General features: G+C 64.9%; 29 protein-coding genes and 1 pseudogene. 13 read left to right on the plus strand and 17 right to left on the minus strand.

Annotated elements, in window-relative coordinates; translation table 11 throughout:
- Nucleotides 1-270, plus strand: a 270-nt coding sequence (locus GCT13_RS38475; RefSeq protein ID WP_227747227.1) for a hypothetical protein, incomplete at its 5' end; no start/stop codon positions are given.
- Nucleotides 271-321: 51 nt separating this feature from the next.
- On the opposite strand, the gene GCT13_RS38480 is transcribed toward GCT13_RS38475, so the two are convergent.
- Nucleotides 322-606, minus strand: coding sequence for a DUF1488 family protein (locus GCT13_RS38480; RefSeq protein WP_321574897.1), 285 nt, complete (start codon nt 604-606; stop codon nt 322-324).
- Nucleotides 607-846: 240 nt separating this feature from the next.
- Here GCT13_RS38480 and GCT13_RS38485 point away from each other — a divergent pair, with 240 nt between their 5' ends.
- Nucleotides 847-1,509: a SagB/ThcOx family dehydrogenase gene (locus tag GCT13_RS38485; protein WP_152767217.1), complete on the plus strand. Its 663-nt coding sequence runs from the start codon at nt 847-849 to the stop codon at nt 1,507-1,509.
- Between the two features lie 91 nt (nt 1,510-1,600).
- On the opposite strand, the gene GCT13_RS38490 is transcribed toward GCT13_RS38485, so the two are convergent.
- From GCT13_RS38490 to atpD, 10 genes are all read right to left on the minus strand, one after another.
- Nucleotides 1,601-1,918 carry a hypothetical protein gene (locus GCT13_RS38490; protein ID WP_227747228.1) on the minus strand — a complete coding sequence of 106 codons (318 nt, stop codon included), beginning with the start codon at nt 1,916-1,918 and terminating at the stop codon, nt 1,601-1,603.
- 134 nt (nt 1,919-2,052) lie between these two features.
- Entirely contained in the window at nt 2,053-2,958 is a 906-nt protein-coding gene (locus tag GCT13_RS38495; protein WP_152767189.1) for a F0F1 ATP synthase subunit gamma, read from the minus strand.
- Complete coding sequence (locus GCT13_RS38500) at nt 2,939-4,513, minus strand: F0F1 ATP synthase subunit alpha (RefSeq protein ID WP_152767190.1); 1,575 nt, start codon at nt 4,511-4,513, stop codon at nt 2,939-2,941. The genes GCT13_RS38495 and GCT13_RS38500 overlap by 20 nt, the downstream gene beginning before the upstream one ends.
- Before the next feature lies 1 nt (nt 4,514).
- Complete coding sequence (locus GCT13_RS38505; protein WP_152767191.1) at nt 4,515-5,261, minus strand: F0F1 ATP synthase subunit delta; 747 nt, start codon at nt 5,259-5,261, stop codon at nt 4,515-4,517.
- A gap of 8 nt (nt 5,262-5,269) precedes the next feature.
- Nucleotides 5,270-5,515: a F0F1 ATP synthase subunit C gene (locus GCT13_RS38510; protein WP_152767192.1), complete on the minus strand. Its 246-nt coding sequence runs from the start codon at nt 5,513-5,515 to the stop codon at nt 5,270-5,272.
- Nucleotides 5,512-6,210, minus strand: coding sequence for a F0F1 ATP synthase subunit A (locus tag GCT13_RS38515; RefSeq protein ID WP_152767193.1), 699 nt, complete (start codon nt 6,208-6,210; stop codon nt 5,512-5,514). The genes GCT13_RS38510 and GCT13_RS38515 overlap by 4 nt, the downstream gene beginning before the upstream one ends.
- Nucleotides 6,207-6,500: an ATP synthase subunit I gene (locus tag GCT13_RS38520; protein ID WP_321574892.1), complete on the minus strand. Its 294-nt coding sequence runs from the start codon at nt 6,498-6,500 to the stop codon at nt 6,207-6,209. Before GCT13_RS38520 ends, GCT13_RS38515 begins: the two co-directional genes overlap by 4 nt.
- Nucleotides 6,493-6,807 (minus strand): AtpZ/AtpI family protein, encoded by a 315-nt coding sequence (locus GCT13_RS38525; RefSeq protein WP_152767195.1) that lies wholly within the window; start codon nt 6,805-6,807, stop codon nt 6,493-6,495. Before GCT13_RS38525 ends, GCT13_RS38520 begins: the two co-directional genes overlap by 8 nt.
- Nucleotides 6,804-7,235, minus strand: coding sequence for a F0F1 ATP synthase subunit epsilon (locus GCT13_RS38530; protein WP_193727874.1), 432 nt, complete (start codon nt 7,233-7,235; stop codon nt 6,804-6,806). The genes GCT13_RS38525 and GCT13_RS38530 overlap by 4 nt, the downstream gene beginning before the upstream one ends.
- A 15-nt stretch (nt 7,236-7,250) precedes the next feature.
- A complete protein-coding gene (gene atpD / locus GCT13_RS38535; RefSeq protein ID WP_321574894.1) occupies nt 7,251-8,717 on the minus strand; it encodes a F0F1 ATP synthase subunit beta in 1,467 nt (488 codons plus the stop codon).
- A 200-nt stretch (nt 8,718-8,917) separates the two neighbouring features.
- Between atpD and GCT13_RS38540 the strand changes: the two genes are divergently transcribed.
- Nucleotides 8,918-9,562: a LemA family protein gene (locus tag GCT13_RS38540; RefSeq protein ID WP_321574895.1), complete on the plus strand. Its 645-nt coding sequence runs from the start codon at nt 8,918-8,920 to the stop codon at nt 9,560-9,562.
- Nucleotides 9,563-9,646: 84 nt separating this feature from the next.
- Nucleotides 9,647-10,672, plus strand: a complete 1,026-nt coding sequence (adhP, locus tag GCT13_RS38545; protein WP_152767197.1) for an alcohol dehydrogenase AdhP — start codon at nt 9,647-9,649, stop codon at nt 10,670-10,672.
- 126 nt (nt 10,673-10,798) lie between these two features.
- On the opposite strand, the gene GCT13_RS38550 is transcribed toward adhP, so the two are convergent.
- From GCT13_RS38550 to GCT13_RS38565, 4 genes are all read right to left on the minus strand, one after another.
- A complete protein-coding gene (locus GCT13_RS38550) occupies nt 10,799-11,839 on the minus strand; it encodes a zinc-dependent alcohol dehydrogenase family protein (protein WP_152767198.1) in 1,041 nt (346 codons plus the stop codon).
- A 143-nt stretch (nt 11,840-11,982) separates the two neighbouring features.
- Nucleotides 11,983-13,716: a PHA/PHB synthase family protein gene (locus tag GCT13_RS38555; RefSeq protein WP_227747232.1), complete on the minus strand. Its 1,734-nt coding sequence runs from the start codon at nt 13,714-13,716 to the stop codon at nt 11,983-11,985.
- A gap of 107 nt (nt 13,717-13,823) precedes the next feature.
- Nucleotides 13,824-14,570 (minus strand): acetoacetyl-CoA reductase, encoded by a 747-nt coding sequence (phbB, locus tag GCT13_RS38560; protein ID WP_152767200.1) that lies wholly within the window; start codon nt 14,568-14,570, stop codon nt 13,824-13,826.
- A gap of 1 nt (nt 14,571) precedes the next feature.
- Nucleotides 14,572-15,075 (minus strand): hypothetical protein, encoded by a 504-nt coding sequence (locus GCT13_RS38565; RefSeq protein ID WP_152767201.1) that lies wholly within the window; start codon nt 15,073-15,075, stop codon nt 14,572-14,574.
- Between the two features lie 231 nt (nt 15,076-15,306).
- Here GCT13_RS38565 and GCT13_RS38570 point away from each other — a divergent pair, with 231 nt between their 5' ends.
- The 8 genes and pseudogenes from GCT13_RS38570 to GCT13_RS38605 all read left to right on the plus strand — a co-directional run bounded on the left by GCT13_RS38570 (nt 15,307) and on the right by GCT13_RS38605 (nt 21,895).
- Complete coding sequence (locus tag GCT13_RS38570) at nt 15,307-16,146, plus strand: universal stress protein (protein ID WP_152767202.1); 840 nt, start codon at nt 15,307-15,309, stop codon at nt 16,144-16,146.
- A gap of 22 nt (nt 16,147-16,168) precedes the next feature.
- The gene (locus tag GCT13_RS38575) at nt 16,169-16,681 is read left to right on the plus strand and encodes a universal stress protein (protein ID WP_152767203.1); all 513 of its coding nucleotides are present in this window, start codon (nt 16,169-16,171) and stop codon (nt 16,679-16,681) included.
- Nucleotides 16,678-17,508, plus strand: coding sequence for a universal stress protein (locus tag GCT13_RS38580; RefSeq protein WP_152767204.1), 831 nt, complete (start codon nt 16,678-16,680; stop codon nt 17,506-17,508). The genes GCT13_RS38575 and GCT13_RS38580 overlap by 4 nt, the downstream gene beginning before the upstream one ends.
- A 472-nt stretch (nt 17,509-17,980) precedes the next feature.
- Nucleotides 17,981-19,201 (plus strand): annotated as a pseudogene (locus tag GCT13_RS38585) (PAS domain-containing sensor histidine kinase); the annotation flags it as partial.
- Nucleotides 19,198-19,845 (plus strand): response regulator, encoded by a 648-nt coding sequence (locus GCT13_RS38590; protein WP_152767206.1) that lies wholly within the window; start codon nt 19,198-19,200, stop codon nt 19,843-19,845. The pseudogene GCT13_RS38585 and the gene GCT13_RS38590, both read left to right, overlap by 4 nt.
- A 142-nt stretch (nt 19,846-19,987) precedes the next feature.
- Nucleotides 19,988-21,019, plus strand: a complete 1,032-nt coding sequence (locus GCT13_RS38595) for an Acg family FMN-binding oxidoreductase (RefSeq protein WP_152767207.1) — start codon at nt 19,988-19,990, stop codon at nt 21,017-21,019.
- A 115-nt stretch (nt 21,020-21,134) separates the two neighbouring features.
- Nucleotides 21,135-21,476, plus strand: coding sequence for a c-type cytochrome (locus tag GCT13_RS38600; RefSeq protein ID WP_321574896.1), 342 nt, complete (start codon nt 21,135-21,137; stop codon nt 21,474-21,476).
- Nucleotides 21,477-21,523: 47 nt separating this feature from the next.
- On the plus strand, nt 21,524-21,895 hold the full coding sequence (locus GCT13_RS38605) for a DUF3564 domain-containing protein (RefSeq protein WP_152767208.1): 372 nt from the start codon (nt 21,524-21,526) through the stop codon (nt 21,893-21,895).
- A gap of 133 nt (nt 21,896-22,028) precedes the next feature.
- On the opposite strand, the gene GCT13_RS38610 is transcribed toward GCT13_RS38605, so the two are convergent.
- Together GCT13_RS38610 and GCT13_RS38615 are read right to left on the minus strand one after the other, a co-directional pair.
- On the minus strand, nt 22,029-22,310 hold the full coding sequence (locus GCT13_RS38610) for a UDP-glucose 4-epimerase (protein WP_152767209.1): 282 nt from the start codon (nt 22,308-22,310) through the stop codon (nt 22,029-22,031).
- Between the two features lie 93 nt (nt 22,311-22,403).
- On the minus strand, nt 22,404-22,835 hold the full coding sequence (locus GCT13_RS38615) for an Hsp20/alpha crystallin family protein (RefSeq protein ID WP_152767210.1): 432 nt from the start codon (nt 22,833-22,835) through the stop codon (nt 22,404-22,406).
- Between the two features lie 374 nt (nt 22,836-23,209).
- On the opposite strand from GCT13_RS38615, the gene GCT13_RS38620 reads away from it, so the two are divergent.
- Nucleotides 23,210-24,319 carry a PAS domain-containing sensor histidine kinase gene (locus tag GCT13_RS38620; RefSeq protein WP_152767211.1) on the plus strand — a complete coding sequence of 370 codons (1,110 nt, stop codon included), beginning with the start codon at nt 23,210-23,212 and terminating at the stop codon, nt 24,317-24,319.
- Nucleotides 24,320-24,335: the final 16 nt, after the last annotated feature.

The following is a 24,335-nucleotide window of genomic DNA, read 5'->3' on the forward strand; positions in this document are numbered from 1 at the left end:
GCGGCCGAACTTCAGCGTCAACTACGCACCTTGCTCGGCCATGACCAAATTGTTACGCAAGCCTACGGACGTCACCTGCTGATCAAACGTCTGGACGATGAGGAGCCCACTGTTGTGGCGCGCCTCACAGAGTTCGGCCGCAATCGTTATGGCGCTGCCTTCCGCAGCCATAGTGGTCGTTGGGAACCGCTGCCCGGAACCGGCTCGCTCGAGGAGATGGCCAATGTCGTCGTCACGCTCTTGCAGCCCTATTTACAGCCGGATAATTAATCAAGCAATTTACGGGATGTTGTACTAGCCCCTTCAGGCTCAGTTGCAGATTCAGTCGCAGAAGCGGAAATACCCGCTATGCAGCAGCACAGGCTTGCCGCCCACTTCGTTCAACATACGCTGAGTAGCGCGCTCGATTTCCAGGCGATGCGCCGTGAACGCGCTGATCAGATCGTCTTCTCGCAGCGAGCGCGCGCCGAAATGATCTTCGAGTGCTTCGGCCGTGATCGCGCACTGAACTGGCTGATGGTCGACGAGCGCGGGAAACGCCAGCACCAGATCACGTGCGCAATATTCAGGGTCACAGGAAGGAAACGAAATATGCATGACGCCCACCCCACTCGCGAATGACATGCCGCACTGGAAAACTTGCCGCCCATCTGCGCGCCAGGCGACCAAACCAGCTTAGCCCGCAGCTACCCGCTGCGCTTGATGCACGTCAATGCAAACAACGCACGGCGCGACTGCGCATCGCTTGACCTGTATCAACGCCATCGCCCCGCCGCGTGGGACGATCGATTCGACCTTGTCACGTTCATGAAGGTCGACCTGTTTCTCGATGCGGATGGCCACGCCATGATCAAACCTATCTTCCGGATCGGTGCAGCGCTGCTGAACACGCCCGCGCCGCGGCCCGTCGAAGGGACGCCGGCACCCCACATCGGCTTGCCCGTCGCGCATCGCAGCGGCGGCATGCCGTTGCTCGATGCACTGGCGGCTCGTCAGACCTCGCGCAGCTTCGCCGATACGCCGATCGACCACGCCACGCTCAGCGATCTGCTGTGGGCCGCCGACGGCATCAATCGCGATGTCGACGGCGGACGTACCGCGCCCTCGGCGCTGGGCGGCTATGAGATCGACATCTATGTACTGCTCGCAAACGGTGCGTATCGCTACGACCCCGTCAAGCACGCACTCGAACTCGTCGCGTCGGCGGATCTGCGAAGCATGACGGGATATCAGGACTTCCACGGCCATGCGCCCGTCAACCTCGTGTATGTCGCCGATCTCACGCGCATGCAGGACATTCCGCAAACGCAGCGCGAAGCGTTCGCGTATGCGAGCGCCGGCGCGATTCTGCAGAACGTCTATCTTTTTTGTGCATCGGCGGGACTCGCGGCGGCTGCACGAGGATGGATGAACCGGACGGCGCTCGCCGTGAATCTGAAACTGCCCGTCGGGTCGGCTGCGCTCCTCGCGCAGACCATCGGTCACTTTTCCGGCGTCGACAGGCCATAGGCATCGCGGGAGCGATGCGGCTGCAAATGCATTTGTCGTGTGACAGTGCGCGCCATAATGACCGCAACAGCCACGAACGCAACAGCCCGCATCATCGCGCAGGTCCCATCCACGCGCGAAACGCCCCTTCCACCTCGACAATCGACTTCGCGCACGTCGAATACATCAGCGCGGCGTTGCCGTCGCTGTCGTACATGCCACGGCACATCGCCCTGAGCTGTATCAGCGTGTTGCCGTCGTCGATCGGGCTTTTCGTCGCCGCGAGGTACACGAAGCCGAACGAATGCGGATCGGCCGTTTCGACGACGGTATCGTCGGCACGAATGATCCGGCTCGCCGAATGAGTCTTGATGAACGATCGAGTACGCGCCCACGCGCGCTCGCAATCGACGGTCGAGCTGCAACTCACGGATGCATCCTGTCGCGCGCGGAAAAGCTCGACTTCCCTGTTTCGAAACGCAGCATCGCGCGATGCGCTCGCACAGCCGTCGAGAACCGCCGCGCACAGCATCGAAAGAAAAACCGCCCTGATCCATGCATGATTCACGGTTGCACCTGCCCATCTGAGTCTGCCTGCGCGAAAGCAGAAGTCGACGCAAGCTCGACGATTTCGGACGTGATCTCGTCCTGTCGCACGATGCGGTAGTCGCGCGTGAGCACCTCCAGCTTGTCCTTGACGTGCTGGCTCGCCGCGAGCATGGCCGCGACGCGTGCCGCGTTTTCGGCCGCGAACGACTGCATCAGCCCTTCGCACAGCTCGACGTAAACATAACGCTCGGTCAGCCCTTCCAGCAGCCGGTCAAGCGACAAGTTGAGCAAGGGCGGCTGCATCCGCGAGGACATTCTGAACCGCGCGAAATCGAACGGCACGAGACGCCGCGTCACGATGCGATCCTCGAGGCCCGGACCGGGTATCGCATGGACCAGCCACACTTCCGATGTGTCGCGATCGCTGAAGCGCGCATACACGGCATCCGTGATCGCGCCGGCCACGCGCATCACGTCGTCGGCGTGCGCGGCCATCGGCACCGACCACGCCCACTTCAGTCCGCGCTCATGCGCGAGCATCGCGCCCCGGGTGCCGACCACGAAAATTTCGGCGGCGGCGTCCGCTTGCAGATGCTCGACGCGCTCGACCAGATGCTCGTTGAAGCCGCCGACGAAGCCCTGCTCGGTGCACACGACGATCACGATTCGCGTGAGCCCCCTTTCGGACGCCCGGTCGGCTGCGTGAAGGGACGGCGCGGCGGATGGCAAGGCGGACGGCGCGGCAGCCAGCACCATCCCGATCGCCTCGCCGACCGTCGCCGCCGCCGAGCGGATGCCCGCGAGCCGCCCCTGGGCTTCGCGTTCGCGCGCAGCGGCGATGCCGCGCATCGCGCTGATGACGGATTCGAGTTGCCGCGCGGTCGCCGTGCGGCTTTCGATCTCACCGAGTCTGCTGCTCATCGGAAGGTCCCTGCGCTTCATGCTCGCCAGCGGCATCGTGCGTGGCACGCTCGACCAGCTCGCGGATCGGATCGGTCAGACGCTTGCGCAACGCGTCGTCGAGCGGGCCCGACAGCCAGGCCGCAGCGCCGGCATCAGAGGCTTGACCCTGCGCTTCATCCGCTGCGATGAGCCGCTGCCTGACCCGGCCCGGCACATGCAGCGGCGCGCGATCGAATGCGCCATCGGCGAGCGCGGCGAGCAACGCGACCTGATCGGCGGGACGCAATGCGGCAAAGCGCGGTTGCGTGATGAGCGCGCGTATCCGCTTGCCCCGCTCGACTTGCGCATTGACGCGCGCATCGGCGAGTCCGCCGAAACGGCTGAACATCTCCAGCTCCAGAAACTGCGCATACTCGAGCCGCAAACGGCCCGCGACATCGCGCAGCGCGGCATGCTGCGCCTTGCCGCCGACGCGGCTGACGCTCAGCCCCACATCCACGGCCGGCCGCTGATTCGCTGCAAAAAGTCCCGCATCGAGCACGATCTGCCCATCGGTGATCGAGATCAGGTTCGTGGGGATATAGGCCGACAGATTCCCCGCGTCGGTCTCGGCGATCGGCAATGCCGTCAGCGAGCCGCCTCCCAGCGCGGGAGACAGTTTGGCCGCGCGTTCCAGCAGGCGTGCGTGCAAATAGAACACGTCGCCGGGATAGGCCTCGCGCCCGGGCGGCTCGCGCGTGAGCAAGGCCAGCTCGCGATGCGTCGCGGCATGCTTCGTCAGATCGTCGATGACGATAAGCGCGTGCTGTCCACGGTCGCGAAAGGACTCGGCGATCGAAAACCCGGCGAATGGCGCGATCCACTGCAAGCCCGGCGACGAAGCCGCCGACGCGACGACGAAGATGCAACGCTCGGGCGCCCCATGCTGACGCACGGCATCGATCACTCTCTGCACCGCCGTCGCGCGCTGACCGACCGCGACGTACACGCAGATCACGTCGCTGTGCTTCTGGTTGACGATCGCATCGACGGCAAGCGATGTCTTGCCCGTCGCGCGGTCGCCGATGATCAGCTCGCGCTGTCCGCGCCCGATCGCGAACAGCGCATCGACGATCAGCACGCCCGTTTCCAGCGGCTCGTGAACGAAATCGCGCTCGATGATCGCGGGCGCCGGTCGCTCGACAGGCAAACGCCCGTCGGCCTTCAACGCGTCGCCGCCGTCGAGCGGCCGTCCGAGCGGATCGACGACGCGCCCGAGCAGCGCATCGCCGACGGGCACATCGAGCACGGCGCCCGTGCGGTCCACGCGCATTCCCGCCCGCACCGACTCGCCGCTGTCCAGCAGCACGATGCTCGCAACGGCCGCATCGAGCGAATGAACGAAGCCGCGCACGCCGCCTTCGACTTCGACCCGTTCGTCGAGCGCGACGTCGGGCAGGCCTGATACGAACGCGATGCCGTCGGCGATGTGCAAGACGCGGCCGATGCTCGTCGCGCGCGCTTTCAGCGCGAGCCGTTCGAGCGCGTCGCGCTTGCCGGAGAGCCATTCGCTTGCGGGCCGCTCGTCGTTCATGTCAGCGCGTGTATCCATCATCGCGAAGCAGCCCCGTGTGAATCTGTTCCAGCTGGTCCCGCCAGCTATTGCGCACGACGCCGTGCGCGCCCGATAACTCCAGTCCCGCGACTAGCGCGCGATCGACTTGTGCATGCAACGCGATGGTGCGTCCGAGCGCGGCGGAAAGCGCCGATTCGCACGCGGCGCGCTCGTCGGGCGTCAATGCGCGCGGCGCGGTCAGTTGCAGCGACGCGTCCGAGGCCATCTCCGCGCGCGCAGCCGGCGAAAGCGAGCGCACGCCCTCCGCCAGTCCGTCGACGAACGCCGTGACACGCAAGCTGTCCGGCACGCGGTCCAGCAATTTGCGGGCGATATCGACGGCCAGTTGCACCGCGAGCGCCGACGCCGCCTCTGCTTGCGCCGCACGCTCGCGCGCCCGGTCCGCCGCCGCTTGCGCGCGCAGCTGCTCGGCTTCTTCATGCGCGGCGTCCAGCAAGGCCGCGCGCTGTTTGTCCGCGTCCGCCTCGGCCTGGGCCAACGCCTGCGCGCGCTGCGTCGCGAGCTGTTCGCGCTCGGCCGACAGCGCATCGCGTTCGGCCTGGGCCGAAACCTTCGCGGTATTCGCTTCGTTCATCAACGCATGCGCGCTCGCCTGCCGTTGCGCAATGATGTTGGCCACGGGACGAAACAGAAAACGCGCAAGCAGCCAGACGAGAATCAGCGCGTTGACCGTTTGCAGCGCCAGCGTCGACCAGTCGATTCTCATCGCGCGCCCTACTTCATGAACGGATTCGCAAACAGCAACAGCAACGCGACCACGAGGCAATAGATCGCCATCGTTTCGATCATCGCGAGACCGACGAACAGCGTGCGCGACACGGTGCCCGCCGCATCCGGCTGACGCGCGATCGCATCCATGGCTGCCGCGACGGCGCGGCCCTCGGCGAGCGCGGGACCGATCGCGCCGAACGACACGGCGAGCGAGGCCGCTGCGATGCTGACGATTTCGATGAGGTTCATGCCTGTCCTTTCTGTTTGTCCTGAACGTGAGTGTGTGCCTCGCCGACGGCAGCCCCGATGAACACCATCGCGAGCACCGCGAAGATGTATGCCTGCACGGCGCCCGTCAGCAGATCGAGCGCCATCAGCGGAACCGGCACCAGCAGCCCGGCAAGCGACAGCACGATGCCGACCACGAAAACCCCGCTCATCACGTTGCCGAAGAGGCGCACCACGAGCGAAAACGTGCGCGTGATCTGCTCGACGACGTTGAGCGGAATCATCACCCACGTCGGTTCGGCGAAGGTCGCGAGGTAGCCTTGCATGCCGCGCGTGCGTATGCCGTAGACGAACGTCGCAACGAGGACGAGCAGCGCGAGCGCGGCATCCGTTTCGAGGTGAGCAGTGGGCGGCTCGATGCCCGGAACGAGCGACGACCAGTTCGCGATCAGCACGAACAGGAACAGCGTGCCGATCAGCGAGCGATACGGCGCGGGATCGGTTTGCATCGTGTCGCGTATTTGCGCGTCGATCGTGCCGACCAGCAGTTCGAGCACCGTCTGCGTTCGCGACGGCATGATCGAGAGCTTGCGTGTCAGCAGCACTGCGGCGATCGTCATGCAGGCCATGATCGCCCACGTGACGACCACGGGCGCGGTGATCGCCACAGGGCCCACATGAAGCAGCGGCTCGGTGGCAAGCGGCGAATGGATCATGGCGTCGCTCGCTCGAGATGAAGCGCGATGCTGCGCGTCCAGATAAAGCCGCCGATTCCGCCGAGCAACGCGAATGCGCCCGCTTTCGCAAGCAGAAAGAAAATCGCCGTCGTCAGCACGAGGCGAGCGATCTGCACGGCGAACGCGATCGGCGCGCGCCCGCGCGCGAAATACATGGCGTTCCAGCGCAGCGAAATGAAATGGACCGCGCCCGCGAGCAGGCCGACGGCCAGTCCCGCGACCGCGAGCGCGATGGCGCCGTGCACATGAGCGATTGCTGCGTTAATCACGATCTCTCCTTTGCTGTCGATGCATCCATCGCCACGCGGACCAGAGGCCGATTGCCGCTCCAATCATCACGAGCGGCGCCGAGAAGAACACCCGTGTGCCCGCGATCCGGTCCAGCCAGCGGCCGAGCGCGAGACACAGCAGCGTCGGCAGCACGATGGTCCAGCCCAGAATGCCGATCTGTCCAAGGCGCGCGCCGAGCGACGGCTCGGGCTCCGCGCGTCCCGTCTCGTCTCGCTTTGCCGCGCGTCGCGCGGCGCGCGCCACGCGATCGCCGTCGTTCTCTTCCGAAGGCGGGCGCTTCGTCATCCTGGTTCTCCGCGCGTTCTCTCAGGACGCAGATAACGCAGCATCTGACGCACCGCCTGCGCATGAAGACGCGTCTGCTCGACGCGCGCGCGGCGCAGCGCGTCGAGTTGCGCGGCGCGCACGCCGCGCACTTCTTCTTCGAGCCGTTGCAGCGATTCGCCCGGCACGGCCTCGCGGCAAGCCACCGACACCGTCATGCCATGCGACACGATCAGCACGCCGCCATCGACGGCACAGTAGTGTTCGATGCCGTCCGGCGTCGTCCAGCGCACAACCGACGCGCTCAACAGCGTCACCATGTCCGCGTGCCCGACACGAATGCCGAACGCGCCGCTTTGGTCCTCGGCGCGCAACGACACGATCGGCAGTCCATCGACGACGACGCGCGCCGGTGTCGCAATCGTCAATGCGAGGGAACGGGGTGGCATCGTCATGTCCTCCGCTCAGGCCGCGACGGGCGCGATGCCCGCCTCTTTGCTGCGGGCTTCCTTGGCGCGCGCCTCGTCGAGCGTGCCAACCATGAACAACGAACTCTCCTGCCAGTCGTCGCACTCGCCATCGAGAATCGCCTTGCAGCCGGCAATCGTGTCCGCGAGCGCGACCGATCGGCCGGGCTGCCCGGAGAACGCTTCCGTCACCGCGAAGGGCTGCGTCAGAAAACGCTGCAGACGGCGCGCCCGCTGCACGATGCGACGGTCGTCGATGCCGAGTTCCTCGATGCCGAGCAGCGCGATCACGTCCTGCAACTCGCGCTGATGCTCGATCACGCGCCGCACTTCGTTCGCGACCTCCGCATGCGTGGCGCCGACGACGAGAGGATCGAGCAGTATCGACGACGACGCGATGGGATCGATCGCGGGATACATGCCCTCTGCTGCGAGCGTGCGCGACAGCACGACCATGCTGTCGACGTGCGACGCGATGGTCGTTACGGCAGGATCGGTGAAATCGTCGGCAGGAACGTAGACGGCTTCGATGGCCGTCACGGCCACGTCGCCGACCGATACGATGCGCTCCTGCAACGCCGCGACCTCGCTGGCAAGCGTCGGCTGATAACCGACCCGCGACGGCATGCGTCCCAGCAGCCCCGACACTTCCGCACCTGCCTGCACGAAGCGGAACACGTTGTCCATCAGAAGCAGCACGTTCTGGCGGCGCTCGTCGCGAAAGTGCTCGGCGATCGTCAGCGCAGTGAGAGGCACGCGCCACCGCGCGCCCGGCGGCTCGTTCATCTGTCCGTAGACCAGCACGGCGCGCGGCAACACGCCGGAGCCACGCATGTCAGACAGCATTTCATGCCCCTCGCGCGAACGCTCGCCGACACCTGCGAACACGGAGATGCCGCCGTACTGCTCGGCCATCGCGTGAATCAGCTCCATCACGAGCACGGTCTTGCCCACGCCCGCGCCGCCGAACATCGCCGCCTTGCCGCCGTGCGCGAGCGGCGTCAGCAGATCGACGACCTTGATTCCCGTTTCGAAGAGACGCGTCGCGCCGCGCTGCGCCGACAACGGCGGCGGCGCACGATGGATCGGACGGCGCGCGACGTCATCGGGCAGAGGCGCGCCGTCATCGCGCGTGACGCCCGCTACGTCGAGCAGCCTTCCGAGCACCGCTTCGCCGACGGGCACTTCGATCGGCCCCGCGCCGACCTGCACCGTCACGCCTCGCGCGAGACCCGCCGTCGATTGCAACGCGAGCGCTCGCACGGCCGTCTCGCTGATATGCGCCTGAACTTCGACAAGAACGGGCGCGCTGTCCCGCATCGAGATCCAGAGCGCCGTATCGACGGGCGGCAGCGCATGACGGGCGAAATCGACGTCGACGACTGCGCCGCGCACGGCGATCACATGTCCCGTTGCCGCGTTCGCTTCTGTCTTCTCGCGCTCTGCGCCGTTGCCCGTCGACACTTCGTGTACCCCGAGAACAATTCCTGAACCCCTTCAAGATAACGGCGCATATCAGAGGAAAACTGATCCTGGTCAACGATTGTCGGCATCGCGCGCTCGCTCTTCGGCACGACGCGCGCGTCGAAGACGATCTACATCCGATTGATGTCGATCAAGCGTCGCGGGCGATGCACGCCTACGCTCATGACGAGCGCAACCGCGTGAAAGCAGTCCCAACGACGATGAAATCCACCTCGATCATTTCGCTCCTGCTCGGCCTGCTTTTACTTGCCTCATGCGGGATCAATCCTTCGATGACTTCCGATCGCGAAGTGAAGACAGCGTACTCCGACGTGCTCGATCAGTACGGCCAACGTCTCGACCTCGCCGCCGATGCCTCGACGCTTGCACGAAAGTATCTGCCAGCGGATTCGCTGGTGCTCGCTCAGGTCGACGATTCGCGGGAGGCCGTTGCGGCGCTGCGCGCGTCGCCTGAGTTCGTGGACACACCCGCATCGTTCGAGCGCTTCGATATCGCGCAACGTCAGCTGACGGAGGCGATTTCGCAACTGATGATCGCGTGCGAAGGCGTGCGCCGCCTGAATACGGACCCGAAGTTCCGCGCGCTTCAGTCGCGGCTCGCCTCGTCGGCGGGCCGGATCGCGCTCGCGCGCGATCGCTACGACGATGCGGCGCGGCGCTACAACGCGTCGCTTCATCATTTTTCTTCGGGGCTGCCTTTCAATCTCGCGGAAGCGATTCACGCGGGACGTGACAAGCCGACGTTCTCGGTGAAGGACGGCACGCCTGTTCATCGTCATCCACGCACTGATTTCGGCTCGTTGCGCGGATCGCTGCGCGTGTAGCCGCATCGACTTCCATTGCGGATGCGGACTACCGAAGCCCGCAGTCCGATTCCATGAACGCATCACTTTTCCGAGGAGCCTGACATGCCCCGTCATATGAAAGCCGCCGTCGTTCACCAGTTCGGCGCGCCACTCAGCATCGAGGAAGTGCCCGTGCCCGAAGTCGGCCCGGGCCAGATTCTCGTCAACATCAAGGCGTCGGGCGTGTGCCACACCGACCTGCACGCCGCCGACGGCGACTGGCCCGTCAAGCCCACGCTGCCGTTCATCCCGGGACACGAGGGCGTCGGCTACGTGACGGCCGTCGGCAGCGGCGTCAAGACGGTCAAGGAAGGCGACCGCGTCGGCGTGCCCTGGCTCTACACCGCATGCGGCCACTGCGAGCACTGTCTGAGCGGCTGGGAAACGCTGTGCCACGAACAGCAGAACACGGGCTATTCGGTCAACGGCGGCTACGCGGAATATGTGCTCGCCGATCCGAACTACGTCGGACATCTTCCCGACAACGTCGAGTTCGACGAAATCGCGCCGATTCTCTGCGCGGGCGTGACCGTCTACAAAGGCATTCGCGTGACCGACACGCGTCCTGGCCAGTGGCTCGCGATCTCGGGTATCGGCGGACTCGGCCACGTCGCCGTGCAGTACGCGATCGCGATGGGCCTGCACGTGGTCGCCGTCGACATATCCGACGACAAGCTGGCGCTTGCGCGCAAGCTCGGTGCGAAGCTCGCGATCAACGCAAAGAATGTGGACCCGGCAGCGGAAATCCAGAAGGAAATCGGCGGCGTGCACGGCGTGCTCGTTACGGCCGTATCGCGCAGCGCATTCGCGCAGGCGCTCGGCATGGTTCGCCGCGGCGGAACGGTCGCATTGAACGGCCTGCCGCCGGGCGATTTTCCGTTGCCCATTTTCTCGACGGTGCTCAACGGCATTACCGTGCGAGGATCGATCGTCGGCACGCGGCGCGACTTGCAGGAATCGCTCGACTTTGCCGCGCAAGGGAGCGTCCGCGCGCATATCCATCGCGACCGTATCGAGAACATCAATGCGGTGTTTGGCGCGCTGCGCGAGGGGACTGTCGACGGACGTATCGTGGTGTCGATGGATTGAACACTTGGATTGAGCGCTGAAACCGAAGAGAACGCCGGGCATCGAGGCGTCGCCGATGGCCACAAGACCAGCGGCGCCCGATGCCCGGCGTTCGCGACTAACGTCGATACCGAGAGCCAGCGCGTTCTACGATGCCTCGATCAGCACCTTGAGCGCATGCGTGTTGGCGGCGTGCGCAAACGTCTCGTACGCGGCGAGAATGTCGACGAGCTGAAAGCGATGGGTGATCAGCTGGGCAGGATCGAGGCGTCCCGCTTTGACCGTCTTCAGCAACATCGGCGTGCTGACGGTATCGACGAGACGCGTGGTGATCGCGATGTTGCGATCCCACAGCTTTTCCAGATGCAGATCGCACTTGACCCCGTGCACGCCGACATTCGCAATCGTGCCGCCCGGCGCGACCAGCCCCTGGCATAGCTCGAACGTCGAGGGAATGCCGACCGCTTCGATCACGCAATCGACGCCCACGGAATCCGTCAGCTTCATCACTTCCGCGACGGCATCGGCGTGCACGTTGTCGATGCAAGCCGTCGCGCCGAAACGCTGCGCGACCTCCAGTCGATTGGCGTCCGGGTCGATCATGATGATCTGCGCGGGCGAGTAGAACTGCGCCGTCAGCAGCGACGCGAGTCCGATCGGTCCCGCGCCGACGACGGCGACCGTGCTGCCCGGCTGAACCTTGCCGTTGAGCACGCCGCATTCGAAGCCCGTCGGCAGGATGTCGGACAGCATCACGAGCGCCTCTTCGTCGAGCCCCGCCGGAATGCGGTAAAGACTGGTCTGCGCATGCGGGATGCGCACGTATTCGGCCTGCGTTCCGTCGATCCGGTGGCCGAGAATCCAGCCGCCCGTCGTGCAGTGCGAGTACATGCCGCGCCGGCAATACTCGCATTGTCCGCACGACGAGATGCACGAGATCAGCACGTGATCGCCCACCGACAGCCCGCTCACCGCGCTGCCCACGCTATGAACAACACCCACGCCTTCGTGCCCGAGAATGCGGCCCGGTTCGCAGGTCGGCACGTCGCCCTTCAGGATGTGAAGGTCCGTGCCGCAGATGGTCGTACGCGTGACTTTCACGATCGCGTCGGTGGGCGCCGAGAGTTCGGGCATCGGACGTTCGTCGAGCGACTTCTCGCCGGGACCGTGATAAACGAGTGCTTTCATGTCGCATTTCTCCTGTGACCCCATGCAACGGTTGCACACTGTCCAGTCCAGACGTGCGCGGCCGGACAGGCTTGATTTCGAGCTTGACTTCCAACAACCAGGACGTCGCGCCGCTCAGGCGACGCCTTCACACAATGCGGTCGTCAAGATTCCAGAACATAGCGGCCAGGCGCCGGTTCGAGTGCCGGGTCCAGTTGCCGCGCGCTCACCTGGCCAGTCGAATGAGCACGCAGCCAATCGGACCAGCAAGGCCACCACGAGCCGTCGATGGACGGCGTCTGCTCGAAGAATTCCTGGCGGCTGCGATAGGGCGCGTCGGGCTCGCGCGTCGCGCAGCGGTAATGGCGCCCCGGATGCCCAGGCTCGGAGACGATGCCCGCGTTGTGCCCGCCCGACGTCAATACGAAGGTTAGTGCGTTGTGCGTGAACAGGTGCAGCTTGTAGACGGACGGCCACGGCGACACATGATCGCGCTCGGTCCCCACGACGAATGCGGGCGCGTCGATGTCGGGCAGCGCAACGGGCTGACCGTCCACGCAATAGCGGCCTTCCGCGAGATCGTTGTTGAGAAAGAGCTTCGTCAGGTACTCCGAGTGCATTCGATACGGCATGCGCGTCGTATCGGCGTTCCACGCCATCAGATCGTTCGGCTTCGAGCGGCGGCCCAGCATGTATTCGCTCATCATGCGCGACCAGATCAGGTCGCGTGCGTTGAGCAGCTGAAATGTCGCCGCCATCTGCGAGCCGTCCAGATAGCCTTGCTGCCACATCAGCGCATCGAGCGCAGCAAGTTCACTCGCGTCGATGAAGAGCCCGAGCTCACCCGGTTCGCTGAAATCCGTCTGCGCGGCGAGCAGCGTGACCGTGCGCAGCAGATCGGCTTTCCCGTCGCGCGCCAGCGCGGCCGCCGCAATCGCGAGCAGCGTGCCGCCGAGGCAATAGCCCGTCGCATGAACCGGTTCGCCGCAACGGGCATGCACCTCGAAGAGCGCGGCCAGCAGGCCCCGCTTCAGATAGTCGTCGAGTGCGAGATCACGGTCGGCCGCGCCGGGATTGCGCCACGACACCATGAAGACGGTATGGCCCTCATCGACCAGATATTTGACGAGCGAATCCTTCGGCTGAAGATCGAGGATGTAGTACTTCATGATCCACGACGGCACGATCAGCACGGGCTCGCGCGTCACCTGCGATGTCGCCGGCTCGTACTGAAGCAGTTCGCAAAGCTCGTTGCGCCAGATCACGCGGCCTCGCGTACACGCGACCTCGTGGCCCGGACGCCATGCCGACGGATGAACGGGACGGCCGCCTCGCAGCCGGCTCGCCATGTCGGCGAAATCTTCGAGCCAGTGTTGCGCGCCCTGGATCGCGATGCCGCCGCCCGAATCGATCAGCGCTTTCTGCGCCGAAGGATTCGTCGCGAAGAAATTGCCCGGCGAGCACGCGTCGAGCCACTGCCGCGCCCAGAACCGGACCAGATCTTCGTGATGCGCTTCGACGCCGGGAACGCCCGTCGACGCGTGCTCCCACCACTGCTGCGCCAGCAGGAACGCATCACGGTACAAGCGAAACGGCCACGCTTCCCACTCGGCGGCTGCGAAGCGCGGGTCCGGCGGCGTCCGACGCGCCGCCGGTGGCGTGCCGCGCGCTTGCACCGCGGGCGCAACCAGCGCCGCGGTCGCGAGATCGAGTTGCTTGCCGGGCGAGACCGTTAGGTGCATTGCCCAGTCGAGCCACGCGAGCACCATCGACGCCGGCGACAGTCCTCCCGTCCACGCCGCGACAGCCGCATGCGCTGCGCGGTCGAGATCGTCGCTGCTCGTCCCGCGCGTTGGAGCGCAGGCGGCGTCCGAAGCGCTGCGCGTCGGCGCGGTCATGACAGCATCGGCGGTATTGGTGGTATCGGCGGTATCAGTGGTATTGGCGGGCAAGGTGCTCGCAGGAGTCGGCGCTGGCGCCTTTTTTCGAAGCAGCTGGGGGGAGCTCATCGCATGTGCATGCCGCCGTTGATCGCGATATCGGCGCCCGTGATGAACGCCGCTGCATCAGAACAGAGAAATGCAATCAGCGCGGCCACCTCTTCGGGACGCCCGAGCCGCCCGACGGGAATCTGCGGAAGAATCTTCGTCTCCAGGATGTCGTGCGGCACGGCTTCGACCATCGCCGTCGCCAGATACCCCGGCGACACCGTGTTCACCGTCACGCCATGCTTCGCCGTTTCGAGCGCGAGCGCCTTCGTGAATCCATGCACGCCGGACTTGGCCGCCGAATAGTTGGCCTGTCCATACGCGCCGCGCGAACCGTTGACGGAGCCGATGTTGACGATCCGTCCGAAACTCCGCTCGACCATGCCTGAAAGAAGCGGCTTCGTCATATTGAAGAGGCCGTCGAGATCGGTACGGATGACAGCGTCCCAATCCGCCTTGCACATGCGCGCGAACGACTTGTCGCGCGTGATGCCCGCATTGTTGACCAGCACGTCGACCTTGCCCAATTCGGCGAGCACGCGTTGCGCGCAACGCTCGCACGAATCGAAGTCGGTCACGTCGGCTTCGTATGCATGGAAATTGCGCCCCGACTCGCGTTCGCGCGTGAGCCAGGTCGCGACGTGATCGTTGCGCGTCGAGTACGACATCGCGACCGTCATGCCCGCATCGTGAAGCGCCCGGCTGATTGCCGCGCCGAGTCCGCCCATTCCACCCGTGACAAATGCCACACGGCCCGTTTGCATGTCAGCCTCCTTTTGCCGTGTCCGGAACCGCTTGCGCGTCGGCCGTCGATGCGGGGTCGTGCTTCGGCCAGGCGCCCAAGTGCGGCATCGCGTCCTGCCATGTCCGCATCCAACCGCTGAAGCTGCCGACGGCCGGCTCGATGCCGGGCAGCTTCTGCAACGGCGCATGCCACAAGGTTCGCCATGAACCGAATACGCTGTCGAGTTCGGCGAGCCATTCGCCCTGATGCTGCGCCGTCAGCGAGATCGCCTCGCCCCAGATCGCGAGACTTTCATTCGCGTATTCGTGGGTCGCGGCCTGAACGGCCGACGCGAACCCGAACCAGTCGCCCGAGCCGGTGAGCGCCGCCTCGATGTGCTGCATCGCGTTGCGGTCGCGCCTGATCCGATGGGCCTCCAGCGTGTTCAGATCGCGCCGCCAGTCCTCGGCGAGGCGGCCGAGCCGCACGGGCGCAGAGAGTTCTGCGCGGCACAGCTCGAATGGAGCATCGGGTTCACGATTCATGATGGGTGCCCTCCGGAGCACGAGACGATCGATTGTCGAAACAGGCTGCATGGCGTCCTTCGCTGATCCCACTGTATTGGCGCGCGGCGGCTGCCGGTTGACCTGAATCAATCGGCCCCGCAACACGGGCCCGGTTGATCTGCGTCAACGGCGACCCGTGTCCGGCTCATAGACTCGATTTCAGCGTCGGGCGCTCGCCCGTTCATTTCGTTCTGTCACGGAGCTATGGCGATGAGCTACAAAAGCATCCTCGTTCACCTCGATACGAGCGCTCGCGCGCATCCGCGCCTCGAAATGGCGTTGCAGCTCGCGCATCAGTTTCGCGCGCGGCTGACAGGCATTTTCTCGACGTACATTCCCGCGCCACACGCGTTCTTCGTGATGGCCGGCACTGCCGAGTACTACGAGGAGCACGAGCGTCAGCGTCACGAGCGTTGCGCCGCGCTGGAGCGCCTGTTTCATGCGGAGCTCGCGCGCGCGAAGGTCAAGGGCCAATGGATCGCGGCGAACGGCTATGCGAACGATGTAGTGCCTCCGTATACCCGCCTCGCCGATCTGGTCATTCTCGGGCAGACGAACCCGTCCGATCCCGAATCGTTTGTCTCCGAGCAGTTCGTCGAGCACATCGTCCTGTCGGCGGGACGGCCCACTCTGATCGTACCGGCCGCGGGCTCGTTCCAGAAGCCCGGCAAGCACGTGCTGATCGCCTGGGACGGCAGCCGCGAAGCCACGCGCGCGATACACGACGCGATGCCGTTCCTGTCGCTGGCGTCGAACGTGACGCTGCTGACGATCAACGCCACGCGCGCCGAACCGCCGCGCTATCGGATTCCCGGCGCCGACATCGCGCTGACGGTCGCGCGTCACGGCGTGAAGGTCGACGTGCGCGAGATGACGGCCGACAGCGATACGGCCGTCGGCGACGTGCTGCTGTCGCAAGCAGCCGAGTCGGGTTGCGACATGATCGTGATGGGCGCGTACGCGCATTCCCGCGTGCATGAAGTCGTGCTCGGCGGCGCCACGCGCACGATCCTCAAGTCGATGACCGTACCCGTCCTGCTGTCGCATTGAACGCCCTGTCGAGAGGATCGCCATGTATCACCGCATACTCGTCGCGCTCGACGGCAGCGACACCGCCTCCCTGGCACTCGATGCCGCGCTGAAGCTCGCTGCCGACTCCGGCGCGCAGTTGATGCCGCTCTACGTGATCGACGTGCCCGTCATCGCGTACGACGTGCCCGGCTTCGATCCGTCCATCGTCCGCGATGCGTTTGTCGAGGAAGGCGAGCGCATCACATCCGATGCGCAAAGCCGGATGAACGAACGCGGCGTGACGGGCACGGCGCGTACCGTCGAAGTCGTGTCGCCGGGAGAAGACGTGGCGCACCGGATCGTCGCGATTGCAACCGGCTGGCATGCCGACGTGATCGTGATGGGCACGCACGGCCGCCGTGGTTTCCGGCGGCTGATGCTCGGCAGCGTCGCCGAGCGCGTGCTTCGCAGCGCCGCCTGCCCCGTGCTGATGATTCCCGCCCGCGTGAACGGCACGAACGGCGCATCCGCCGATCCCGCCGTCACCGCTTCCGCCGAAAAGGAACTGTCATGAACTACAAGACCCTGCTCGTTCACATCGACGACAGCCGTCGCAGCAGCGCGCGCGTCGAGATCGCCCTGGAACTCGCGCAGCGTTGGGATGCGCATCTGATCGGCCTGTATGTCGTGTGCCAGGACATGTTCCGGCCGCTCTTCAGCGAAGACGAAAGCCTGCGCCTCGCGCAGGCCGAAGCGCAGGCCGTCGAGCGCGAGCAAAAGGCCAGGGACGCTTTTCTCGCCGCTGCGGAACGGGCGGGACGCAGCATCGAATGGCGGGCGCCGTCGGGGCCGGCGCTCGACGCAGCGACGCTTCACGCGCGCCACGCCGATCTGCTGGTGCTCGGCCAGGAAGATCCGAAGGACCCCGCCGCGTATATCGAGCGGAATTTCGTCGGCAATCTCGTGCTGGGCGCGGGCCGCCCCGCACTCGTGATCCCGTATGCGGGCGCGGTCCGCACGCTCGGCGAGAACATCCTGATCGCCTGGGACGGCAGCCGCGAAGCCGCCCGCGCAATGGCCGACGCGCTGCCTCTGCTGAAACGCGCGCGCTTTGTCGGCGTCGACATCGTGCAGCCCGCCAGGCAGCACGCGTACGTGCCCGAGGGCATCGACGTCGCCGCGTGGCTCGACGCGCACGGCGTGCGTGCGTCGTTTTCGACGACGCCGAAGCACGTCAGCGTCGGCACGGGCGCGACGCTGCTCAATCGCGTGTCGGACCTTCACGTCGATCTGCTCGTGATGGGCGCATACGGGCACTCGCGCACGCGCGAGCGCGTGTTTGGCGGCGTCACGCGGACGATGCTCGAATCGATGACCGTGCCCGTGCTGATGGCGCATTGACGGGCATTGACGGGCAAGCGCAACGGACGAACGGCGTCGCGCAGACGGCACCGCCCTTACGTCGTAAGAACAAACAGGCGGGCCGCTCCATCGGGTCGGGACGGAGACAGCAAACGGTAAAATTCACCAGCGGTTCATCAGCGAAGACCCGGCTCCCGCGATACAGTCATCGCGAACGTTGGCTGAGCCTGCCAAATCGCGCAAAATGGCGGCACCACAATACGTACCGGGTGTCGGCTGCGTTCCGGCCGCGAAATCCACTTTCCGCGCGAACGCCCGTTCCTGCCTGAAGGCTCACATGAAAAAAGAACCGTATGCCAACCGCGCTGCCGGATCGCGCGAGCCGTCCCGAGCGCCGTGGTTCGTCGGGCCGGCCGCGTTGAGCCTCGTGACCTTCGCGGTGGCAGCCGCCATTACGCTAGCGGTATCGCATTTCGTCATGCAGCAATGGGTCGAGACGAACCCCGCCGTCGCGGCCCGCGCGGCAACCGTCGTGCTCGTCGCCGGCATGGCGGCTTCGGCGCTTTTTGCCGTCCTCGTGTGGCTGATCGCGGCCTCGCGCACCACGGCTTCCCCGCTGTCCGACAATGCACGCCGCAACGAAGCCAGAATGATGGGCATCATCCGCTCGTCGATGGAGGCGATCATCACGATCGACGACGCGCAGAACGTGGTGATCTTCAATCCGACTGCGGAACGTGTCTTCGGCGTCACAGCGATGGATGCGATCGGCACGCCCCTCTCGCGTTTCATTCCGCAGCGCTTTCGCAGCGCGCACGCGCAGCATGTCGCGAAGTTCGGCGCAACGGGCATCTCCGAGCGGAAGATGGGCCAGCAGCGCGTGCTGTACGGCTTGCGCGCGACCGGCGAGGAATTTCCGCTCGAAGCGTCGATTTCGCAGATAGAGGAAGATTCGGGCAAGCTCTACACGGTGATGCTGCGGGACATCACCGAGCGGGTCAAATCGGAAAACGCGCTGAAGCAGTCGAGAGAAGAACTGCGCCAGCTGTCGGCCAATCTGCAGAACGTGCGTGAAGAGGAAAAGACGCGGATCGCGCGCGAACTGCACGACGATCTCGGACAGCAATTGACGGCGTTGAAGATGGATCTCTCCGCGCTCGAACAGGTCTTGTCCGTCGACAGCGAGGCCGGCTCGCTCGACGGGAACGTCACGGACCAGTTGCGCCGCATGCGCCGGATGATTGATTCGACGGTGGCATCGGTGCGGCGGATCGCTGCCGATCTGCGGCCCGTCATGCTCGACGATCTGGGCCTCGTGCCCGCGATAGAATGGCTCGCGAACGATTTCACGAACCGCTATGGCATCGACATCACGCACAAGATCGAGCCCGGCAATGCAGCGTTCTCGAAGGACGGCGCGACGGCCCTCTTCCGTATCGTGCAGGAAGCGCTCAACAACGTCGCCCGTCATGCGGATGCCACCGCCGTCGAGATCACGCTGCATACGACGGGCTCGCACTGCATGCTGCGGATCGCGGACAACGGCCGGGGCGCCGACTGGAAAGCCGCCGCCGACAACCGTCAGGACCGCTCGTTTGGGCTGATCGGCGTAAGGGAACGGGCGCACATGCTGGGCGGTTCGGTGCAGATCGACACCGCACAAAACGAAGGCTTCGCCATCACCGTCACTTTTCCCTTGCAGTCCGTGCAACAGGAAGAGACCCACTCATGATCAAAGTACTGCTCGCCGATGACCATACGCTCGTACGAGACGGGCTGCGCCATATCCTCCAGCAAGCCAGCGGATTCGAAGTCGCGGGCGAAGCCTGGGACAGCGTCACGACGATCGCGCTGGTGCGCTCGACGGATGCACAGGTGCTCGTGCTCGATCTGTCGATGCCGGGGCGCAACGGCATCGAGCTCATCAAGCAGATCAAGGACGAGAAGCCCGCGCTGCGCATCCTCGTGCTGACGATGCACGCCGAGCAGCAATACGCGGTGCGCGCCTTCAAGGCCGGCGCATCCGGCTATCTGACGAAGGAAAGCGCGAGCGCGGAACTGGTGGGCGCCGTGACGAAGGTGGCGTCGGGCGGCGTCTACGTGAGCCTCGCGATGGCAGAGCGCTTCGCGCAGAATCTCAACGAGCCGGCGGAAGCGCTCCCTCATCAGCGGCTGTCGGACCGCGAGTTCGACGTCTTCCGGCGCATCGTCGCGGGACAGAGCCTCACCGAAATCGCCAATGAACTGTGCGTGAGCGTCAAGACCGTCAGCACGCACAAGACGCGCGTGCTCGAAAAAATGCAGATGCCGAACGAGAACGGACTCGTGCGCTATGCAATCCGCCACAAGCTGTTCGACGACGAAAACGATATCTAGCGTCGCACGAAGGCGCCCGTTCACCTCCACTCGACGGGCCCATCTGGAACGTTGACCTGCCTCAAGCGTGCCGCGATTCGAAGTGACACGATTGCTGCAGGCACCGCATCTCTGCGGGCACCGTTCCAGAGGAGGCTTCGAGATGATGCACGCTGCGCAACTTTCCGCGTGGGAGATCGACGAGCAGCGCTTCGATAGCTCCGCGCCTCTGGATCAGCAATTGCGCTTCGCACTGCAATACGCGGTGCTTGCGCCGTCGAATCACAACACGCAACCGTGGCGATTCATCGTCGACGGCGACACCGTGCAGGTGTGCGCCGACCGCCTGCGCGCGCTTCCCGTCGTCGATCCGTTCGATCGCGAGCTGCTCATCAGTTGTGGCGCGGCGCTGTTCAACTTGCGCGTCGCGTTGTGCCGGCTGGGCCTCGCGTATGCGATCACGCTGTGTCCCTCCGAGTCCGATCCCGACATCGTGGCGCTCGTGCGCGTGTCGCGCGATGGACACTGCGATGCGCGACTGCCCGGTCTCTTCGGTGCGCTGACGGCGCGCGTCACGACACGCGCGCCATTCGTCGACGAACCCGTGCCCACAGAAGTGCAGCGGAAGCTGATCGACGCATGCGACGCAGAAGGCGCGATCGCAACTTGCGTGGAGGATCGGGCCGAACGTCAGGCAATCGCGCAACTGGTCGCCGAAGCCGATCATGACCAGTTCGCCGATCCGCGCTTTCGGCGCGAGCTTGCAAGCTGGATTCACCCGCAGCGGCGCGATGACGGCATGCCCGCCTACGGCACGGCTGTGCGCGACCTGCTCGACTATGCGGTGCCGCTCGTCACGTCCGTGGTGCGCGTATTCGACGTCGGCGCGGGCATGCCTGCCAGTCACCACCATCTCGTCGAAGGGTCGCCGCTGATCGTGGGCATCGCCACGTCGCGAGACGACAAGGAGGCGTGGCTCGCGACCGGGCAGGCGCTCGAACGGATGCTGCTGGTCGCGGCGGCGGAAGGACTCACCGCGTCGTACCTGAACCAGCCCGTCGAAGTCGGCACGTTGCGCGAACGGCTCAAAGTCCTGCTGCACGTCGATGCGATACCGCAGCTTCTCTTGCGCGTCGGACGCGGCCCGCAGGTCGGTCATGCACCAAGACGGCCCCTGTCCGACGTGCTGTTTTGACACGCCAGTGACCGCTTGCCGTCGTCGGGCTCTCACGGCATCCGTTGACCTGGCTCAAAGGCCCCGATGCGTCGCGCGATAGATTGAAACTGTCAGCCAACCAGGAGGCTTCAACGTGATCCGTGCGCGTTTATCCGTGTTGCTTGTTTGCGCGAACGTGTTGCTGGCGGCATCGCAGACCGCGCTCGCGCAGCGCAACGAACCGACCGAACTGGTCGATCAGCAGCATTGCATGTTCTGCCATACGTCGGATGCGCCGTTCCTCGCGCCGTCGTTTCATCAGATCGCGGACCGCTATCGCGGTGTGCCGAACGCGACGGCGATGCTCGAACACAAGCTGCGGATGGGCGGTCGCGCGCACTGGGGCGACATGGCGATGCCGTTGCCCGCCGAGCGCGGCGGGCCGCTTTCCGCGCAAGACGCACATACGCTGATCGAATGGGTCATGTCCCAATGATGCGAGCGTTGCAAGCGTCCTGAATCCTGCCCGTGAAGGAGCCATCGATGAGAATCACCATCCACCTCGATACATTCGAATGCCCCGATCCCGCCGTCTATGCGATTCTCTGGCTCGACCGCGACACGCGTAAATGGTCGCGCGAGGGACATGCCGTGATCGATGTGCCGCAATGGGGGACGCTGGTCTCTTCGAAGGGCAGCACGCGGGTCTATGACGCTGCGGGCATGCATCCGTTTTGCGAGCTGTCGGGGCTCGACCTGACTTCGGCGGATGGTCCGTTCGAAGGCGAATCGGGCCACGCGCTCTGGTATCGGCACGCGCATCATGCGCCCGTCGTCGGCCAATGGCATGTGCAGTGCGTCGACGAAACGGACGCGGAACCCGAGAACGGCGTGTTCGCGGATGACGAGGTTTGAGCAAGTGGTTTCAGCATTGGCCGGATAGGTATGACCGGCCGATGTGATTCGATCAATCGCGACGGGCGTTCCAGTTCCAGCAAGCACGCGCCGATGACAGGCGCGCTCGTCTCGCCGCGCTTATTCCGATTCTTTATTCCGATGATCGAAGGTCCGATCCATCCGTCCCGGACGCTTCGACATGGAAAGTCCGCGAACGCTTGAGTTCGATCCAGATCATTCCCTCGCGCAGGCCCGCAAGCATCGCTTCGCGCTCGGTGGAAAACGTCTCGTGATTCGCGAAGACATGCGCGAATCTCCCGTCGCGGGTGCGATGGCACACGTGAATGTCGCTGCAAAATTTTCCATCGGCTGCCGGCTTCGTTTCGACCCGCACCGACCAGCCGTCCTCATCGACTTTGCCTGTCAATGGCATGACTACTCCTCACAGGAAAGTGGGCCAACCGCCACGCTTCGTTCGGCCAGCGTGACGGCGGGCCCAGTTCTCTCAGGTTTGACTGCGCGGCCCTCAGCCGATTTCGATGCGCTTGCGATCGGGCGACGCTTTCTTCGGCAGCGTCAGCGACAACACGCCGTCCTTGTATTCGGCCGTCGCCTTGCTTTCGTCGACTGCGCTCGCCAGCGTGAACGAGCGGCTGAATGCGCCCGAATAGCGTTCGCGCCGGATCACCCGTTCGCCGTCCTTCTGCTCCTTGCTGCGTTCGACTTTCGCGTTGATCGTGACAGCCGGGCCGTCGATCTGCACGTCGATGTCATTTTTCTCGACGCCCGGCAGCTCCGCTTTCACCGAATAGGCCGCCTCGGACTCGGTGACGTCGATCTTGATCGACGACAGATCGGGGCCTTCTGCGATCGACAGTCCGCGGAACGGACGAAAGAGACCATGAAACAGATCGGGGATCGGGTCCGTGAACGGGTCGTAACGAGTCAGGTTACTCATGGCTTGTTCTCCAGAATGATCGATGCCGTGTGCGGCACGTGTGCAGATGTCGGCGCGTCATCTCCGCGACGGGAGTGTCGCCGACGGGTCCAACGGAATGCGCATCACCGGACTGCTGAGACGACAGGGTGAGCGTTGCGTCCGTCATCTCAGCGTAGCCGGACACGCGATTGCACGATTGATCCACGTCAACGAGGCCAATGCGCTGTTTCGAGGCGCTTCCAGGGCTCCTCACTTGAGGTGAAGTGCCCGTCACCGTCACGCGGACGGTCGTTGAGCGCGCACCCGTCGCGAGGTGGAACAAGTGCTCGCGACCTGATATAAATCAATCGTTTGAGGCACGCCCTGCCTCGCTGCCCCCGCGCGGAGGATTGATGGGACCGTCGAGAAGCGAGCCATCCCGCTTTGAAAGCGCGGCGTCCATATCGGACGTGCCCGTCGAGGACCGCTATTTCCTGCTGATCGAAGCCGTTCGTGACTACGCAATCTTCATGCTGGACAGGTCCGGGCATGTGTCGAGCTGGAACCCGGGCGCGCAACGCATCAAGGGCTATTCGTCCGATGAGATCATCGGGCGGCACTTCTCCGTGTTCTACACGCCCGAAGATGTTGCGGCCGGCAAGCCCGCGCGCGAACTCGATATCGCGGCCGCCGAAGGCCGTGTCGAGGACGAAGGCTGGCGCGTGCGCCGCGACGGCTCGCGTTTCTGGGCCAACGTGGTCATTTCGGCCGTTCGCGATGTATCCGGTGTGCTGCTCGGCTTCGCCAAGGTGACGCGCGATATGACCGAGCGCATGCGCCTCGCCGAACTCGAACACGCGAGTGAAGTGTCGACCCAGGTGCAGATCACGCGCGAGAACGAACAGAAGCGGATCGCCCGCGAACTGCACGACGATCTCGGACAGCAACTGACGGCATTGAAGATGAGCGTCGCGTTGCTCGAAGCGAACCTCGGCGTGCAGGCCGTCACGACGCCCCTCGCCTCGCAGACGCGCGAGCTGCAAACGCAGATCGATTCGATGGCGGCCTCGCTTCGACGCATCGCCGCCGATCTGCGGCCACCGCTGCTCGACGACCTCGGCCTGATGGCGGCGCTCGACTGGCTGGCGGAAGACTTCACGAAACGCTATGGCGTCGTTGCGTCTGTTCGCCTGGAATCGGACGAATCAGGCGAGCCGGCATTCAACGATTTCGCGTCGACGACGCTGTTCCGGATCGTGCAGGAAGCGCTGACCAACGTCGCGCGGCATGCGAACGCGAGCCACGTGCGAATCGACATGGCTTGCGCGGAAGAAACGTTCTCGCTCGAAATCGAGGACGACGGAATCGGCGCGGTGCTCGAAGGGCCGTTCGGCAAGAACTCGTTTGGCCTGCTGGGCATCCGCGAGCGCGTGCGGCAATTGCACGGCGGCGTCACGTTCTTCAGTGCGCCGGGCAGCGGCTTCCGGATCTCGATACGAATGCCCGTCGACGCGCTCGAATAGCCGAAGCGCGCGGGCG

This window comes from Paraburkholderia franconis (genome assembly GCF_009362735.1).
GTDB lineage: Bacteria > Pseudomonadota > Gammaproteobacteria > Burkholderiales > Burkholderiaceae > Paraburkholderia > Paraburkholderia franconis.